Consider the following 16,568-nt stretch of genomic DNA (forward strand, 5'->3'; position numbering starts at 1 on the left):
GATGTGCATAGATATCATGCATCGATCTACATGAGCTTCAACTGCCTGTTTCCCACGCTTGTGAACACGACGGAGACTGTATCTGTTTATTGCAAAATTAAAGTGCAGAGATGTGCAAAATTTCTATGCAAATGGTTATGCAGAGGGGCTTTACATGGAGGGGTAGCCATGATAACCTGTTTGGGTTTGCCAAATCTGTTACAGCTGGCCGCTTGGCAAAAGAATCATGGCTGCAGAGGCTCCATGTCAAGCCCTTAATAGCGAGAATTCAGATTGAATTTTTATGCGGTATAAACGAATTTATATACTGCAATACTCTGCACTTTTTTCTTGCAAAAAACATGTATCCGTCTTTTAGAATGCCAAAGATTCTTTCGATGATCGTCCTGGCACTATATAACACTTCAAATGTGCGCCCATGTTGCGGCAACTCGACATCTACTTGAGGCGTTTGATCAAAGTCTATCCTAAATACTCTTCCTTGTGCTGCCCCATTACAACATTCCGCGTGATTCGCTAGCGGGCAGGTGAGACCTTCTTGCTTGGCATTTGGATGAAATACAGGACAAGTGTAAATATATTGCCCCTTTTCCCGATCAGATCCTCTAAGTTCCATTTTATGTCCACTGATACAGATGGGAGTGCCGTACCGGTTGATTTTTTCAATCCCCCGGGCGGTAGTTGGTTTATCTTTACGGTTCCGTGGATTGATCGGTGCCACCAATTTCGCCTGTAATACATCCTTTGTCACTTTTTGATTTTCCGGCGTTTGGTAGATTCCATCTGCCAGGATAAAGCTCAACTGCTCAGCCATCTCGGGGTGCTCTGTCTTAAACGTTTCCAATGTCGGTTCTAATGTTTTCCCATCGGGTGTATTTCCTTTAAATACTTCCCGCGTCAAAGGCAAACCGGATCTCACCCCGCATACCATTGATAATTTATGCGCAATATAGGAGACTGCATTACTTTTACGCATTACCCCTACATTGTCGTCCGTAAGGACTTTGGGGCAATCGCAATCACCCTCACAAGAACACGTCTTCCTTGTTTTATTCAAGGTTGCTTCTGCCTCTATATGCGATGTATCCACGGCGGCTGCTTCCTCATTCGTTTCAACCACGCCTTCCCCTTTATTATATTCAACAACCAATAGCCGGGCTTTTTCCCAAAGACCATTTGTTGTCATGATTTGATCAAAACGAGCAAAGGAACGGTAGCTCGGAATTTTCTCCGTAAATCCACACATGGTGGCAAATAGCGGGTTTGATTTCACTTGCAAATAGACACTCTCCACCATCACTTCAATATACTGTAAAGAGGCCAGTTCAAAAGCACGAAAAAAGGGCATGAAAGGATGCGGTTTTCTCCCAGTGGAAGGGAGATGAAATAATGAAGACGCAGACTTGTCTTCTTCCTCCGTTATTGAAAATAGTGCCGGTTGTATTTCATTAGAAGGATCATGTGCTCTTTCATTTTTTAGGTGCAAATATAAAAGGGTGTAGTATTCTCGTTCAATCGGCTTAAAAATCTCCCATGGGAAACACATGGCTGGAATGACAAATGGTATATCGGCATAGTCTTGCCAATTGTGGGGAATCAAATTTTGTTGTATTGAAAAGTCTCTGGTTTGTGTTAGAATAGAAATAGTCATGAAATCACTCCCTGGATATTTGGTCGTACTTATATCTTAACAAAGGAGTGGCTTTCATGGCTCTTTTTTTTCAAAAAAAATCATCCTTTTCCGTTTTACAATATTTACCACAGGAATGAGTAGCTTAATCTATTGAAACCCGCCCAAAACCGACCAAAGCGGAAAAATTTAGACACTTATAATAAATAAATTTACCCCATTAAAATCAAAAACTCACAATTTCTTTTTACATTTGTCATAATGTTCCTACAAACGTCTTTTTTCTTTAGTGGAATAAATCAACGACCTTTAATTGTCTGACTGCTTACAGTTTCAGGGGATATAGCATTTTGGCAAGGGCTCTAAATTAATTTGAGGCTGCACCTCCTGGTACTATGAACGTATCAATTAAAGGAGGTGCTTTTCTTTGCCAAAACAAAAACTAACCATTGTCCCCGTAACATTACAAACTGAAAATGAAAATACTCCTGGAATAACCCCGCCCGTGCTGTCCTCGAAGCCTGCTTGCACGATCAAAACGGCAATCGCAGAGATTTCCATCTTCAACGACGTAGATAAGCACACCATTCAAACGGTCATGAAGGATTTGAAAAATCTATGAGATAGGACAACACAAGCATGAAAAACATTCATATAAACTTCTGGAAAACAGATATGCGGAAAGGTATTGATGGACTATATAAAATGAACTTAAGTTTTTTACATCAAGCCCGGGCGCCATTTGCATAAGGGTTACTTTGTACAGCAAGCAACAGAGCCGTGATATTTTATTCATTTTATATAGCAACGCTGATTCAATTAACCAACACCAAAAGGTGTATTCTAAATTTGCATATTTTTATCCCGCTTTGTCATTCGCTATGGTATACTAACGTTAACTTATATGCGAAAATTGGTGACTTTTATGGTTAATGCCTCTCCCAATAACGAGAAAATAATTTGACTTCTCGAGTGTTTTTTGCAAGCAAAAAGTGCAGAGAATTGCAAGAAAAAATACATAGGCTTGCCGGCTCAATGAATTTACCTTTCAACCGAGCGAGAAGGGAGCGACTGAACGGCAGAAAGCGCGTGCCGCAAGCGGTAGCTCTCTCCCGTAAACGCGAGAATGTGGGCGTGATGGACCAAACGATCCACCAGCGCTGCCGTCAGGCGGTTGTCCCCAAACACTCGATTCCACTGTCCAAACTCTAAATTCGATGTCACGATGACACTTTTTCGTTCATAACAATCGGCAATGATGTGAAACAGCAGTTCCGATCCCTGCTTTTGAAAAGGTACATAGCCGAGTTCGTCCAAAATCAACAGCTCGCATGTGTCGATTTGCCGTTTGAGCCGTCCGAGGGTGCCGCCTTTTAACGCTTCTTCGAGCTGGGCGACAAGATCGGCGACACGGAAAAACCGAACTTCATGGCCCCGTTCACACGCTTTTAATCCTAATGCGGTGGCGAGATGGGTTTTTCCTGTTCCCGGCGAACCTAAAAGCAGGACGTTCTGTTTTTGCTCCAAAAAGCGAAGGTCGCAAAGTTCTTCCTTCGAGGTCGTGGTCGGCCAATGAATCTGATCCGACCATTCATAATCTTTGAGCCATTTCAACTCCCGGAACTTCGCCTTCTTGATCAATCGAGCCTGTTTTGCTTTCTGACGGAACGACAGCTCCAACGCCAACACATCACGCAAAAACTGTTCCTTGGTCTCGTAGGCCACCTCCTCGAATCGATCCGCGATGTACGCCAAATGCAGGGCTTTACAAATCTCTTTTAAATCCATCTTCATGCCCGGATTCCCCCTTCCCTTGACGGACAAAGACGTTGATCATACACATGTAAATCGGTTTCATAGTCGACTAAAACGGAAGGGGTATAGGCTTCTTCCCATTTCGCGGGATACTCCGAACGCTTCGCCTCCATCAACACCCCGATCTCATGGGGCGTCAAATCCCACCGTTGATACTTGTCAAGCCACTGGGCGATCTCATAGACGGTGTACCGCTCCAGCAGCTTCTGCACTCCTCGAATGCGTGATGCCGTCTGTTTCGGTTGTTCCATGAAGTATTTCCTAATGGCCTCCGGCAAGTAAACTCGAAACCGCGAATACTCCACCACCCGGGGCTTTTGCGCCCATTCCGCCAAAATGTCCTTCCAAGGGAGCTCCCGTCGCTTTTTCGTGTACGGCCTTGGCGCTTCCAGGTACACCTCCCCTTCCTGGGACAAAACCATGAAACGATCCCATTCCTTTTTGACAAGGACACGGTTGGGAACCGGGATCCCATGAACCACAAACGCCTCCCCATCCACCGTTACTTCCCCGTATTTATTGACATTAGCGTGGTGGAAGGAGAAGATCGGGAGATCTCTCTCCGGCAGGACAAGCAACTCCTTTTGTTCTTCCTGCCATAATTCCTCAATGGTTCTCCCTTTTTCATAGTGGGGGCGGGCTCGATCTTCGATCATCTTGCGATGCAGCCACTCCGCCAGTTCTTCATCCCCCTCGATCAACGGAGCAGGGACAAAGCAGTGTTGACGAGTATAGTAAACTTTCCGTTCGACATTCCCTTTTTCGTGTCCGCTATACGGATTGCACGCCTGTACGTCAAACCCATAATGAAGCCGGAATCGCTCAAATGCTTCAGTATATTGACGTTCGCCTCCTTTTCGAATCGAAACCACCGCCGCCGCCAAATTGTCGATGCGCAGTTTTCTCGGGACGCCTCCGGCTTGGCGAAACAGCTGAGTGAGCCCGTAAAGAAAACATTCGCTGTTTTCCGCCGGCAATGGATACGCATACGCGGCGTTGCTGTACGGAAAGCTCAAAATCAGAATTGATCGGTCTTCCTCTTTTCCTTCCTTCGTCACAACGGACATGGTGCCGAAATCCACCTGCGCTTCCCCCGGAGGGTGTTCCAGCCTCTCGTAACGCCGTTCCTTCTCCAGCTTAAGCTGAGGTCTTCGTTTTTGAACGTAGGCGCAAACCGTTCGATAAGACCCTTTAAAGCCATGTTCCTGCTTTAATTGTTCGTACATCTTCTTGCTTGTCCGCCGTTGTTTTCTTGGCAGTTTGGCGTCCTCCTCCAGCCAGTCATCAATGATTTGACCGTATCCTTCTTCCTCCATCATTCCCCGTTTTCTCTTTATTTTTTGTCTGACCGAAATGTCTCCATCCGCATATTTCTTGACTGTTCTCCAGTTAAATCCCGTCCTGCGGACAATTTCGGAAAGCGATAACCCTTTCTTTTCACGCAAATGTTTGATATGATGAATTTCAGGCATTGCTAGCATCCTTTCTTTACCTCCACTGTTTTGTTCTTCACAACCTTAACAGTAGAGGGAATTTTAGGAGCTGGCAAGCCTTTTTTTATGCCATGAAGCTCTGCACTTTTTTGTTGCAGAACTCTGTACTTTCATTTTGCACTAAACACTCGAGGAACAACTGACTTATTTAAATCAACAAAACAAAGATTTATCAAAAAAGCTTGATCAGTCGAATAAACAGATTGGAGCGTTAACCGAACAAATTCGCCAATTAACAAAACTTTTATATGGATCTAAAACAGAGAAATAAAAATACAATGTGCCCGATGGGCAAGCTTCCTTATTTGAGGATGGCCCTTCTTTTAATGATCCTGAGCATACAGAAGGACAAAGCCAACAGACGATTTTTTAAACTGTTGTACGGAAAGCAAAAAATAAAAAAAGAAACGAATCCTTGTGTGATGACATAGAAGTAGAGGTCATTCATTCTCACCCGGAAAGTAGGATTCGTAACCGTTGTCAGAAAAAATGTTCGAAATCGGCAGCACTCTCGTACGTGAAGAGGTAGAGTTCAATACTGGGATGACTTATTCTAACTCGAAAGGCAATTCAAGCATTTGCCTCCGAGTAAACGAAGAAAAAATCGCCACTCGAGGCCAATTGTCGAAAAGTTTCTGGACGGGTGGAAAAATCGTCATTTTAACGAAAGAGCGCACTTACAAAGGCAGCAGAATACATGCTCAATAGAGTGAATGGACTAAAAGCGTTTTTGAATGATGGACGAATTGAAATAGATAATAATCTAGCTGAAAACGCCATCCGTCCGAATGTCATTGGCCGAAAAAATTGGCTGTTATCCGTATGCGAGGCCGGTGCAAAAGTAAACGTCATCTGTTTAAGTATCGCAGAAACGGCGAAAACAAATGGGATAGTTTCTATTGGTACCTTGTGAAACTACTAACGGAACTACCGAATTTAGAAATTCATAGAAATCCGGAAATTTTAAACCAATATTGTCTTGGTCAAAACGATCCAGGCAGTGGAAAATATCCGTTGATTTGCAAAAAAATCCATGATAAGCGGCTATTTGTGATGCGTACCGAAAAGGTCCGCTTATTTTTATATAAGTAGGGCTTCCTGAAAGAATCATTTATAAACCCAAATTACGAAAGTGCAAAATTGCACTAGATAAAATCCTGTAAATTGGAATTATACGTAAGTAAAATGGAAACATGGACCAAATATGGAACTGTGGTGGCTATTTTCGGGTTGTTAAGGTCATACTTTCCCCCTCCCCACATTTGCGGGCATTTCAATTTCCAGTATTCCGTTTCATTCGCCACGTTCAGTCAATCAGCCGTACACTTTGGATCATTTGCCGGAACGCCTTTTTATTGACGTATGTTTCACAAATATTTAAAATGACACGCCGGCTGTGACAGACCAGTACGCCAGCGGCGTAGATGAATTCTCTCCGGAACCGCCTGATCGTATAGGAGCGATACGCTGGCGGACAGTGTTCTTTTTTAAAGATCTCGAATAAATTGTAGGCCAGCAGTTTAATCAGTAAGTCCATTTGGTTGGCGTCAAATGAATGCGTTGAAATCTTGTCCATTGAGAATCCGTATTTTGACTCTTTGATAAAGTTTTCCATGCAAGCCCTTTGGTTATAGAATCTCCAAATATCAATCGGTTCCCAGTCCATACTTGTCACAATCGCTTCATATTTCCAGAGAGCATCACAAGCTTGAAGCTGGCTTTCTTCATACTTGTCCGCTTTGCGAATGACCGCAACTCTTCTTGGCTTTTCCCAGGTACTTGCCTGGTAATCAACGGCTTTTCCCTCTATCACGGTCAATCCGTCATCAACATAGCGGATCCACGGTGAATCATCGTCTTCAACCCTTTTCTTCAGCCTCGATGTCCACTTCAGTTTGCCCGTGTAACCGATCCCTCGTTTTTCCCAGTAACTGTAGAACGGTTCTCCGCCGAACCCTTTATCAAAACGGGCATAACGAATAAGGTAATGGGGAGAAAGCAACTGGTAAGTTTCTTCTGCAAAGTCGGTTACTCCTTGAGAAGAATGGGAATTTCCCTCTCTAAGCTTGGCGTTTAAACAAAGACGGGATCTCCCCTCAAACACAAGAAGAGGGTGGTAACTTTTTCTCCCCGGTTTGTGGGGATTTCCCCCAACCTCCGCATTCTCCTGATCTCCATAGACGGTTTCCACGGTTGAATCAAAATTTAGAATGAGCTCCTTGTCCATCCAGGGTTCAATCAGATCCAGCATGCGTTCTTTGAATTCAAGATCAGCTTGCTCCATCTTTTCCAGCCTTAACAGGTCCTTATTTAAAAGGGTATAGTGCGGGCATTTCCCGCCCATAAAAGCCCTGATTAAAGGATCATCCTGCAAAGTCCGGAAATGGAACAGCCGGGAACAATTGGCCAGCCAGCCAATCATCAGGTATACAAAGATTTTGCTTAAAGGATACTGGGCATTATAATTTTTCAAGCAGTCAAAATCCCGGAAGGTCTGTTCAATCTTCATTCTTTCCAGAAACTGCAAAATCGGGAGCAGCCCGCTAAAATGCGTACTCTTCTTTAAATGAAACGCATAGTTGATTTTCGAGACAGAGATGGTATAATTCACCTTAAAGGTGCCCTCCTTTCTGGTTTGGTAGTTTTCTTCAAACCCAATTATACCAGAGGTTCGGGGCATCTTTTTATATTATGCTTCTGCTTTACTTTCGTAATTCAGGATAAAAATTTAATCAGAAAGCTCTACTTCAATATTTGTCAATCGGAGAGATATTTGCAAGGACAGGCTAATTTTCTCTTCTTCCTCCATTAAAATGGCTTCCGAGTCCAGAGTTTTAAACCATTGCTTTTAAAATTTCGTTAAAGCTCTGTCAGAATCATTATCCTACTGTTCTTGACTTGTTGAAATGAAAACCGTGGATATATCCATGAGCTGTGGAGCAACGCCATTTGAAGGCAAGCAGCGGAAGCCACGCACCTTCAAAATTGAGTCCGTAAGCAATATCCTACTTTCGCAAAACAATCACAGTTAGTGTCTCGAAAAGTCAAAAAAGTAATTGCAAATAGCTTGAGTTAAGGATTCAATACTATGCCGTTTGCTCAATTTAAATAGTGAAAAAGTGAATATTTTACCATTCTCTATGAAAGTTCACAATAATGTAAAGGACAAGATTCGCAGTGTATGTAATTCCTTAAAAAGGTTATATTTTTGACGATAATACAATGATCCACACTATCATATGAAATAATTCCGTCTTTTTTTAACTGGTTCATATTTCTTGAAATAAATTCACGTGTTGTTCCACAAATCTGGCTTAGTTCTTCATGAGAAAGTTTTAATAAAATTTTATATCCATGTTCTTTTGGAACACTACATGTATTTACTAAACGAATTAATGTTGAATACAGTGTTCCCTTTTTCCCAAATAAAGTAAAGTCTCTTATTATAAGATTCTTTTTGTTTACCTGATTGTAAATGTATTCCTCCCATTTTTCTTTTAACATCTTGTTATCGCCTATCGCCTTACTGAAAGTTTCTTTAACTAGTTTTACCAAACGGCAATCTGTTTTTGCTAATGCAAAGTATTGGTAATTGATACTTTCATAGTCGGATATATCTAGCAAAAAGAAATGGCCAGGGTTCATGATTTTTATGATTAGTTCCTTCCCCTGACATGATAACTGTTTAACAAACATATAGCCATCTATCAGAGCATATATAAAAGATTGCTTTTCCGTATCCATATTGATGATCTGTCCTTTTTCATAGAAACAGGAACGCCCTTTTTTTGAAATAAAATTGAATATTTCTTCGTTTATAATTTTGTTTGTATACATAATACAGACCTCCGTTTCATCGTTTATTATACTTTTTATTTATTCCCTATTTAGGGCAACCTGAACGAATCGGATTTTGGCAATTTATCCGATCCTCCCAGCAAGCCGGTTTTAATGTTTACCACCAATAGAAGAGATATTTGCAAAAGGGGGGATTCTGTCCTCTTCTAACCATCGAAATAGCTTTCAATCGCATTTTTTTCTGTATTTTCTTTAAAACTCTTGCGTTAAAGTTCTGCAAAATCTTAAGAATCCTTGCCAATTCTGAGAATCTCGCTTATTCATCAACCTCTATTTATATTGGCTCTAAAAGTCCTTGTCTGGTGGTTTTTACAATGGTCATCAGCCAACCATAAACCTGAGAGGCTCAAACAGCAATATTCCCGAGCAGCCCAAAAATTCCTCTACTAATGATTATAAAAGATAAAGAATGGAGATGAAAGCAATTACAATAAATTGTTTAAAAATTTTATTTTTCCGGACTGTAATCGCTATGCTGCTTCATCAAGTTGTTCAAAGTTTGTGACAGTTTAGCCTGCTTCAGCTCGCGGGATGCTTACCGTTGCTTGCGTGCAGTCAAAGTGGCTGACAAGGTCATCCCCCGACTGCATTTCTTCAATGGCTTTCTTTGCTTCAATTAACGGGAACGGGCAAAGTTGGCCCATGACTCCCAATACTTTTTCCATCTTGCATTCCTCCCTACGCTATGGGGACGGCCTTTTCACCGCGGTTTTTTGGCGCTTTATTTGCGGACGGATAAACATGAAATAGGAAGCCGTCCATGCGCCAAATATCATAAACAGCAGTGCCAACCAGCCCTGCCATGTCATCATTTCCGTTTTGACGAGGCCGTTGCCGATCGAACAGCCACCTGCGACACTGGCGCCGAATTCCATCAAAGATCCCGCCAAGGAAACTGCGGATACCTGTCTTTGCGTCCGGCATTCTAAAACGAAATTCGCGGCTTGCTTTTGCGGCGATAAAAGAATCGAGAAAAATGCCAAGCACGAGAAAACGCCCCAGTTCTTCAAACGTTTGGTCGCCCGTTACAAGGAACGGTTACCACTATCGGCAGCTCGTGAAAGCGAGAACTTTCCGTCTTTCTTACTATTGTTTTGTTTCTTTTGCTATTTGTTTGACTATAATGGCTAGTCGGGCAATGGCGTCTTCAATGTCGGATAAAGGTGCATAAGCATAGGAAATTCGCAAGTACTGTATTGCATCGCGATCATACAGATTTCCCGGATTAAGTAATATCCCTTCTTTTAATGCTTTTTCAAAAAGTTCGCGAATCGATAAAGATGGAGTGAGATGGACCCAGACATAGAATCCCCCCTTTGGAAAATTCCACGTAGCGATATCGGTAAAGTGTTTCTCGAGTGACCGAACCGTTGCGTTACGACGAATTTTTAACTGTTCCCTAATATAACACATATGTTCATCATATAAGCCACTAGAAAACCATTCGGCAGCTGCCCATTGAGATAATGAACTTGAACCATAATCTGTTTGCATTTTTATATCTGCAAGTCGTTCGATTACAGCTTCCGGCCCCACAATCCACCCAATTCTTAACCCTGGACTTATTGTTTTTGACATACTTCCTAGGTACAAAACCATTCCATTCTTATCCTCTTTCTTTAAAGGATTTGGGGGTGGAGAATCGATCCATAAATCACGATAAACATCATCCTCGATAATAGGAAGACTCTCCTGTTCACATATCGCCATCAGTTGCTTTCGTTTTTCTTCCGTCAACAGTACCCCTGCTGGATTATGGAAGGAGGGGATCGTGTATAACAAGGAAGCATTATATTGTTTTTTATACTTTTTGATTAATGACGTTTGAAGACCAGTCTCATCCATTGGCACTCCATATAATCTCATACCAGCAGATTGAAATACTTGAACAGAATACAGGTAAGAGGGTTTTTCAAGTAAAATATTTGACCCCCTATTTAATAGACCAATGGAAATCAGTTGTAATGCTTGAAGCGCTCCTGAGACAATTAATATCGATGCGGGAGAGGCATTAATCCCTATCTTTTTTAAGTGTTCCGTTAGTTGCTGTCTTAAAAACAAGTCGCCTTTTGGCTCTTCGTATCCTAATGAGGCCATTCTATTAGGAAGTCTCTGGAATACATCTTGCATTTTTTTATACGGTAATAGTTCCGGTGAAAGTTCTCCGGTTCCTAAACGAATGATATTTGGCCTGAATTCTGCTTCATTAATATCTTGAATTGCAGGTAAATTGGGTTGATAACTCCCTGCCTTCACATACGAGTTCCAGTCGGGAGGATGGTTGGATACTAACAGATTCCATGTATTATTTATCACTTTTGTCCCACCCCCGGTTTTTCCTTCGATTAAACCAAGGGCAGTTAATTCATCCAATGCTGTTACGACGGTACTACGATTCACCCCAAATGTCTCGGCTAGTACCCTCTGTGAAGGTATTTTTGTACCGACAGTCCATTCTCCGTTTATAATCTTATCTTTTATGTACTTTTCAATCTGCTTATATAAAGCAACTGAAGACGACCTATTCGGTTTCCACTCTAAATGTTGCATGTCTTTTTCTCCCATCCATTTTATATTTTCATTATAAAATTTGGTTGGTTTAATATCCATCAAATTTGGATGGATACATATGGGGGATTCTCCTCTAAAATAGTCATAGGTTAATCAATCATAAGGAGTTACCCTTTGAATTTTCTTTTTGAAAGTCCTACGGTGTGATGTCAAGGGTTAAAAACAAGTGAATTGGAAATTTTGTTGGCTCTATGTCGTAAAAATGGCAATACTGAACTAAGCCTCCAGACAATTGGAATAATCTGGAAGTTTTCAAGTTCAGGCTATCGATGATGGTTACCTGGTTACCTCATCGCGTCACCTTCTTTTTCGGCGCATAAATTTGATCGTTGCGGAGCAGCGCATCGATCAGGCGCACCAGTTTTCTTGCCGTTAAGACGAGGGCGCGTTTGTGTGAGTGCTTATGCACCTCACGATATTTCTTTTGGTAAAAGGCGCGGTACTCAGGTTCGTGTCGCCGGACCAGATTGGCAGCCTCAACCAGGTAATACCGGAGATAACGATTGCCTGTACGCGCAAGCATTTTGTCATCAGCCTCAAAATCACCCGATTGGTGGCGGGGCCAGAACAATCCGGCAAATTTTGCGATCGCGGCTTGGTCGTCAAAGCGCTCAATGTCGCCGATTTCAGCGAGAATCCCAGCACAGCTCACCGGGCCTATTCCCGGAATGGTCTGGAGGGTATTCGGGATTCCATCAAGAACGCGGGCAATCGCCTTATCCAAATCCTTGATTTGGCGTTTAAGATGCCGGATGATCTCAATAGAACTGCCCAGGACCAAGTCAATCGAATCCTCCACACATTTAGAAAGCCGGTAAGAGGACCGGGCAGCTTTTTGGATGGATGCGGCCAAATCCTCGGGATCGCTAAAGCGGCCATGGCCTTTGGTCTGGAGATACATCGCTAAGTCCTCCAGAGGCATTTGGGCAATTTCATCGAGGCTATAGGCCTCAAGCAAAAATTCCGTTATGGCATGGCCGAAGACCGATGTATCCACTTCAAGGTTAAAGGCACTGAATTTGAAAAACAGATGATTCAAAAATACCTGTTGTTCCCGGGTTAAACTTTGAATCAGGTGATAGCGCATCCGTGTTAACCGTTGAAGGGCAAGGTATTGTTCTGACTGAATCACGGATTTCGGCAATCTCCCGAAACGCAAGCGGTCCGCAATTACCCAGGCATCTTTGGGATCGGTCTTGTCCATCTCGGCATAAGCCTTTTTGAAATTTCTCACCAGCTTCGGATTCAGGGTAAACACCTTTGTACGACGCTGTTTCAGCTCGGGATCTTCATGGAAAAACATTGCCGGGTGCCAACTATACACAGATGTGGCCTCCATGGCGATCTGGATGGTGTCATCCGCCTCCGCATGTTGGAGGATGGTGTCTCTTAACTCAGAGGCACCGGGAAGATTGTTTGTCACCGTTTGGGTGGCTAACGTTTCCCCCATTCCATCCATCAGGCAGGCATCGAGGTTTTTGGAGCTCACGTCAATACCGACAAATAAGGGCATATGATTTCCTCCTCTCTGTATTGGGATCGATGGAATCGGACGCTTCGGGATATCCCCAGATGGCTTGCCGATCTGTCAGCCTCGCGTATGAGAACTCATCCGGGCCGTGGGCTGCCTGGAACTGCTCATTTCCAGCACGGAGATCCGGAGGAACGGCCTACGGGTTAGACGTTCAAGCAAGAACCTGGGGATGCAGACTTTTCGAGTAGTCAGGCTACAAGGAGGGGAAGCATTGACCCAAACGATCCTAAGACCATTATCCGGGAACATCGCGAAGCGTCCAAGTCCGAACTTGTATTCCGGGCTCGCCCGGAATACAAAATCTTATATTCACTTGTCAATGAGCAGCAGAATGAACTGGAAATTGACATCCACTTTGGATTTAAACTTATTATACGAGGAGGGAGAAGATGTTAGAAGCATTTTTACATGGATTTGTTTTAGCCTTTGGTCTCATTTTACCTTTAGGTCCACAAAATGTTTTTGTCTTTAACCAAGGTGCTTTGCAATCAAATCTTATAAAAGCTCTACCAGTAGTAATCACAGCAGCAGTTTGTGACACAATCTTAATTACTTTGGCCATTCTAGGTGTTTCAGTTATTGTTTTATCATTTTCATGGCTTCAAACCATTGTTTATGGGATTGGGTTTTTATTTTTAATTTACATGGGATGGTCGATTTGGAAATCTGCTCCTTCAAAGGACGAACAAGTAGAAAGTAAGATGTCAGCAAAAAAACAAATGACTTTTGCAATTTCTGTTTCCTTATTAAATCCTCATGCCATATTGGACACAATTGGGGTGATCGGTTCTAATTCAATAAGCTATACTGGTTTAGATAAACTTGTTTTTACAATAGCCTGTATAGGTGTGTCCTGGATATGGTTTTTTAGTTTAGCTGTAGCAGGTAGCGTGTTAGGTAGGGTAGACACAACCGGTAAATGGATGATTCGGTTGAACAAATTGTCTGCACTTATAATTTGGCTAGTTGCTATCTTCATTGGGAAAGAGCTAATCATCTCGCTATTTAAATAAAGAATATAAAATGAACTGAAGTTTTTACATTGACAAGTTCATCCATTTGCATGATGATTTTTTGCAGCCGGCAACAAAGTAGCAATGTTTAGTTCATTTTACAAAGGAGCATTAAAATGGAGGTTACCCTCAAACCTTATGTGTCCTATTAAGCATACGGCTTTTGAACAAATATTATTTTGCGGAGGAAGGCAGCAGTATCCGCATATTGGTTTTATGACCAACCAGAACTTGAAAAGTCAGAGGCCGTCTCGTGATCAACATTGGCAAAAAGACGGCCTCTGATTATAACGGTGGAGTAAAAGACGTTGTTAACAATGGATTCTTTGCTCCACTTCCAAAGTCGCTCCCGTTGCAATACGTACATTTGTTGTGTAACCTTTATTAAGAAAATTAATTGTTGTTGCTAATGTTGACGTTGGCGAAATAGGATTTCCATATGAATCATGTTGGACTACGCTAACAGCAGTTGGAGCAACTTCTGAACGAACATTGTCAGTGTTGGTTTCGTTAGTAACTGTTTGGTCTGAAGTCGTGTCATCCTAATGTAAAGGTGTCATCTGTTAAAGCTTGATCAGTTGAAGAACGTTTGATCTTTAGTTGTTGGATCAGTATCGGTATTTCCAATTCCGCTAGCTTTTGCAATTCTTCTTTTCTCCCTTCTTATCTTAGTTCATCCGCATACGTTTCATCGTGCCGCCCTCCCGTTTCAATACCATTCGCCTTATTCTTTTTCCAGCTCCTCCTTTATTTCAAGGATCTTTTTTTCAGAAAAGCCAGTTGCTTTTTTGATAAAATCGAGGGGTATCCCAAGTTTAATAAGGTTTCGGGTAATTTCAATTTTTTCTTCTTGTCTCCCTTCTTCTCTTCCTTCTTTTCTTGCTTCTTGCTTTAGTTCATCCTCATACGTTATCATCGTGCCACCCTCCCATTTCAAAGCCATCAGCCCTTATTCCTTTTCCAACTTCTCCTTTATTTCAAGGACCTTTTTTTCGGAAAGGCCTGTTGCTTTTTTGATAAAATCGAGGGGTATCCCAAGTTTAATAAGGTTTCGGGTAATTTCAATTTTTTCTTCTTGTCTTCCTTCTCGTTTACCTTCTTCTCTCCCTTCTTCTCTTCCTTCTTTTCTTGCTTCTTGTTTTAGTTCATCTTCATACGTTATCATCGTGCCGCCCTCCCATTTCAAAGCCATCAGCCCTTATTCCTTTTCCAACTTCTCCTTTATTTCAAGGACCTTTTTTTCGGAAAGGCCTGTTGCTTTTTTGATAAAATCGAGGGATGACCCTAGTTTAATGAGGTTTCGGGTAATTTCAATTTTTTCTTCTTGTCTCCCTTCTTCTCTTCCTTCTTGCTTTAGTTCATCTTCATACGTTATCATCGTGCCACCCTCCCGTTTCAAAGCCATCAGCCCTTATTCCTTTTCCAACTTCTCCTTTATTTCAAGGACCTTTTTTTCGGAAAGGCCTGTTGCTTTTTTGATAAAATCGAGTGGTATCCCAAGTTTAATAAGGTTTCGGGTAATTTCAATTTTTTCTTCTTGTCTTCCTTCTCGTTTACCTTCTTCTCTTCCTTCTTTTCTTGCTTCTTGCTTTAGTTCATCTTCATACGTTATCATCGTGCCGCCCTCCCAATTTTTGATTTCCTGGTTAAACTCCTGTTGGTATTGACTTTCGAGTTTTATCATGTGGTCCATGAAAATGAAAAGTGTCAGTAAATCCTTTTTATCGAGCTGCAAGCGATCTTTCATAACAGCTAAAACCCGGAGCAACTGCTTTTTCAATTCTAATTTGGTTGGCTGTGCAGCTGTTTTTCCATACAGGGCTTTTTTTGCCGCAAGGATTACAAAAGCAAATGGATTAGTCGATTGCAACAATTCATTTTCATCTTGTTCCGCTATTTTATACACATTGTATTCATAATTCAATTTTGTCCCGAAAAAGTTGTATTCATAACGGGGTGGGGTATACGTTTCGGAGTAATCTTCGGTGTAAATCACAAGCGCAAATATCTTTTTATCATACGCATCAAAAATCCGGTAGAAGTATTGAAACATTCTTTCTGCAAAACCAGTATCTTTCCACCCCTGCACTTCGATATGGACAAGTATCCACTGTTCGCTACCATTTTTCAAATACACTTTAAAAAGCCCGTCTGCTTCCCGGTCACGGCTTTTGCCGTCCGGATTCAGCTTTTGGAACTCCTTATCCAGGTCGTCAGGTGGCTTGTCCCAATCAATCATCTCATACAAGCCTGGTGAAAAAAACGCAACAAAATCTTCAAACAGCGAATGAATAACCCGCTTCCAATGACGGTCATATTCATTGCGCCCTGTCCGATTATCCATCCCATTCCCCCTTTTCAAGTATTAAAACTATTCCGTTTTTATTATACAACATTTTTGAAATGAAGGGAACACCAATTCGACAAAAATGATGATTTCAAAATTTTTCGTCTTTTGACCCAAAACGTAGATGGGTGTGAAAACGCGACTATATTTCAGAGGTCTCCGCTGATTTCCGTGAAAATAGACGTTACCCATGGAAAACGCCGCAGATTTTATAAACCAGCCTTCTTGAGACCCACTACAAGCCTGTCGAGCATCGATAGCCAAGATTTCTCCTTGCTCAAATTTCATCGGCGAGCGCCAAGCAGCC

Annotated in this window: 14 protein-coding genes and 2 pseudogenes; 3 read left to right on the forward strand and 13 right to left on the reverse strand. The window is 42.0% G+C overall.

The window, feature by feature from the left end; genetic code table 11:
• Window positions 1-268 precede the first annotated feature (268 nt).
• Window positions 269-1,651, reverse strand: coding sequence for a transposase (locus tag NST20_RS14620; protein WP_342399745.1), 1,383 nt, complete (start codon window positions 1,649-1,651; stop codon window positions 269-271).
• Between the two features lie 406 nt (window positions 1,652-2,057).
• On the opposite strand from NST20_RS14620, the gene NST20_RS14625 reads away from it, so the two are divergent.
• On the forward strand, window positions 2,058-2,252 hold the full coding sequence (locus NST20_RS14625; protein ID WP_029142980.1) for a hypothetical protein: 195 nt from the start codon (window positions 2,058-2,060) through the stop codon (window positions 2,250-2,252).
• 419 nt (window positions 2,253-2,671) lie between these two features.
• On the opposite strand, the gene istB is transcribed toward NST20_RS14625, so the two are convergent.
• Together istB and istA are read right to left on the reverse strand one after the other, a co-directional pair.
• Window positions 2,672-3,424: an IS21-like element helper ATPase IstB gene (gene istB / locus NST20_RS14630; RefSeq protein ID WP_035180281.1), complete on the reverse strand. Its 753-nt coding sequence runs from the start codon at window positions 3,422-3,424 to the stop codon at window positions 2,672-2,674.
• Window positions 3,421-4,926: an IS21 family transposase gene (gene istA, locus NST20_RS14635; RefSeq protein WP_342399746.1), complete on the reverse strand. Its 1,506-nt coding sequence runs from the start codon at window positions 4,924-4,926 to the stop codon at window positions 3,421-3,423. The genes istB and istA overlap by 4 nt, the downstream gene beginning before the upstream one ends.
• A 709-nt stretch (window positions 4,927-5,635) precedes the next feature.
• Here istA and NST20_RS14640 point away from each other — a divergent pair.
• The gene (locus tag NST20_RS14640; RefSeq protein ID WP_029142982.1) at window positions 5,636-5,851 is read left to right on the forward strand and encodes a transposase; all 216 of its coding nucleotides are present in this window, start codon (window positions 5,636-5,638) and stop codon (window positions 5,849-5,851) included.
• A gap of 393 nt (window positions 5,852-6,244) precedes the next feature.
• Here the strand turns inward: NST20_RS14640 and NST20_RS14645 are convergent, their stop codons facing one another.
• The 6 genes and pseudogenes from NST20_RS14645 to NST20_RS14670 form a co-directional block, all read right to left on the reverse strand.
• The gene (locus NST20_RS14645) at window positions 6,245-7,549 is read right to left on the reverse strand and encodes an IS1380 family transposase (protein ID WP_061566667.1); all 1,305 of its coding nucleotides are present in this window, start codon (window positions 7,547-7,549) and stop codon (window positions 6,245-6,247) included.
• A gap of 527 nt (window positions 7,550-8,076) precedes the next feature.
• Entirely contained in the window at window positions 8,077-8,775 is a 699-nt protein-coding gene (locus NST20_RS14650) for a Crp/Fnr family transcriptional regulator (RefSeq protein WP_029142983.1), read from the reverse strand.
• 533 nt (window positions 8,776-9,308) lie between these two features.
• Window positions 9,309-9,461 (reverse strand): annotated as a pseudogene (locus NST20_RS14655) (sulfurtransferase TusA family protein); the annotation flags it as partial.
• Between the two features lie 18 nt (window positions 9,462-9,479).
• A pseudogene (locus NST20_RS14660) lies at window positions 9,480-9,831 on the reverse strand (YeeE/YedE thiosulfate transporter family protein); the annotation flags it as partial.
• Window positions 9,832-9,882: 51 nt separating this feature from the next.
• Window positions 9,883-11,346 (reverse strand): PLP-dependent aminotransferase family protein, encoded by a 1,464-nt coding sequence (locus NST20_RS14665; RefSeq protein WP_029142985.1) that lies wholly within the window; start codon window positions 11,344-11,346, stop codon window positions 9,883-9,885.
• Between the two features lie 310 nt (window positions 11,347-11,656).
• Complete coding sequence (locus tag NST20_RS14670) at window positions 11,657-12,880, reverse strand: IS110 family transposase (protein ID WP_237349286.1); 1,224 nt, start codon at window positions 12,878-12,880, stop codon at window positions 11,657-11,659.
• 410 nt (window positions 12,881-13,290) lie between these two features.
• Here NST20_RS14670 and NST20_RS14675 point away from each other — a divergent pair, with 410 nt between their 5' ends.
• The gene (locus tag NST20_RS14675) at window positions 13,291-13,914 is read left to right on the forward strand and encodes a LysE/ArgO family amino acid transporter (protein ID WP_026684643.1); all 624 of its coding nucleotides are present in this window, start codon (window positions 13,291-13,293) and stop codon (window positions 13,912-13,914) included.
• A 724-nt stretch (window positions 13,915-14,638) separates the two neighbouring features.
• Here NST20_RS14675 and NST20_RS14680 read toward each other — a convergent pair.
• From NST20_RS14680 to NST20_RS14695, 4 genes are read right to left on the reverse strand one after another with little or no spacing between them, the layout of a single operon-like run.
• Window positions 14,639-14,830: a hypothetical protein gene (locus NST20_RS14680; RefSeq protein WP_234969536.1), complete on the reverse strand. Its 192-nt coding sequence runs from the start codon at window positions 14,828-14,830 to the stop codon at window positions 14,639-14,641.
• 33 nt (window positions 14,831-14,863) lie between these two features.
• Complete coding sequence (locus NST20_RS14685; protein ID WP_026104574.1) at window positions 14,864-15,079, reverse strand: hypothetical protein; 216 nt, start codon at window positions 15,077-15,079, stop codon at window positions 14,864-14,866.
• A 33-nt stretch (window positions 15,080-15,112) separates the two neighbouring features.
• Entirely contained in the window at window positions 15,113-15,292 is a 180-nt protein-coding gene (locus tag NST20_RS14690) for a hypothetical protein (protein ID WP_326241547.1), read from the reverse strand.
• 33 nt (window positions 15,293-15,325) lie between these two features.
• Complete coding sequence (locus tag NST20_RS14695) at window positions 15,326-16,258, reverse strand: Rpn family recombination-promoting nuclease/putative transposase (protein WP_342399747.1); 933 nt, start codon at window positions 16,256-16,258, stop codon at window positions 15,326-15,328.
• Window positions 16,259-16,568 lie beyond the last annotated feature (310 nt).

This window comes from Weizmannia sp. FSL W8-0676, assembly GCF_038593015.1.
GTDB classification, from domain to species: domain Bacteria; phylum Bacillota; class Bacilli; order Bacillales; family Bacillaceae_C; genus Weizmannia; species Weizmannia coagulans.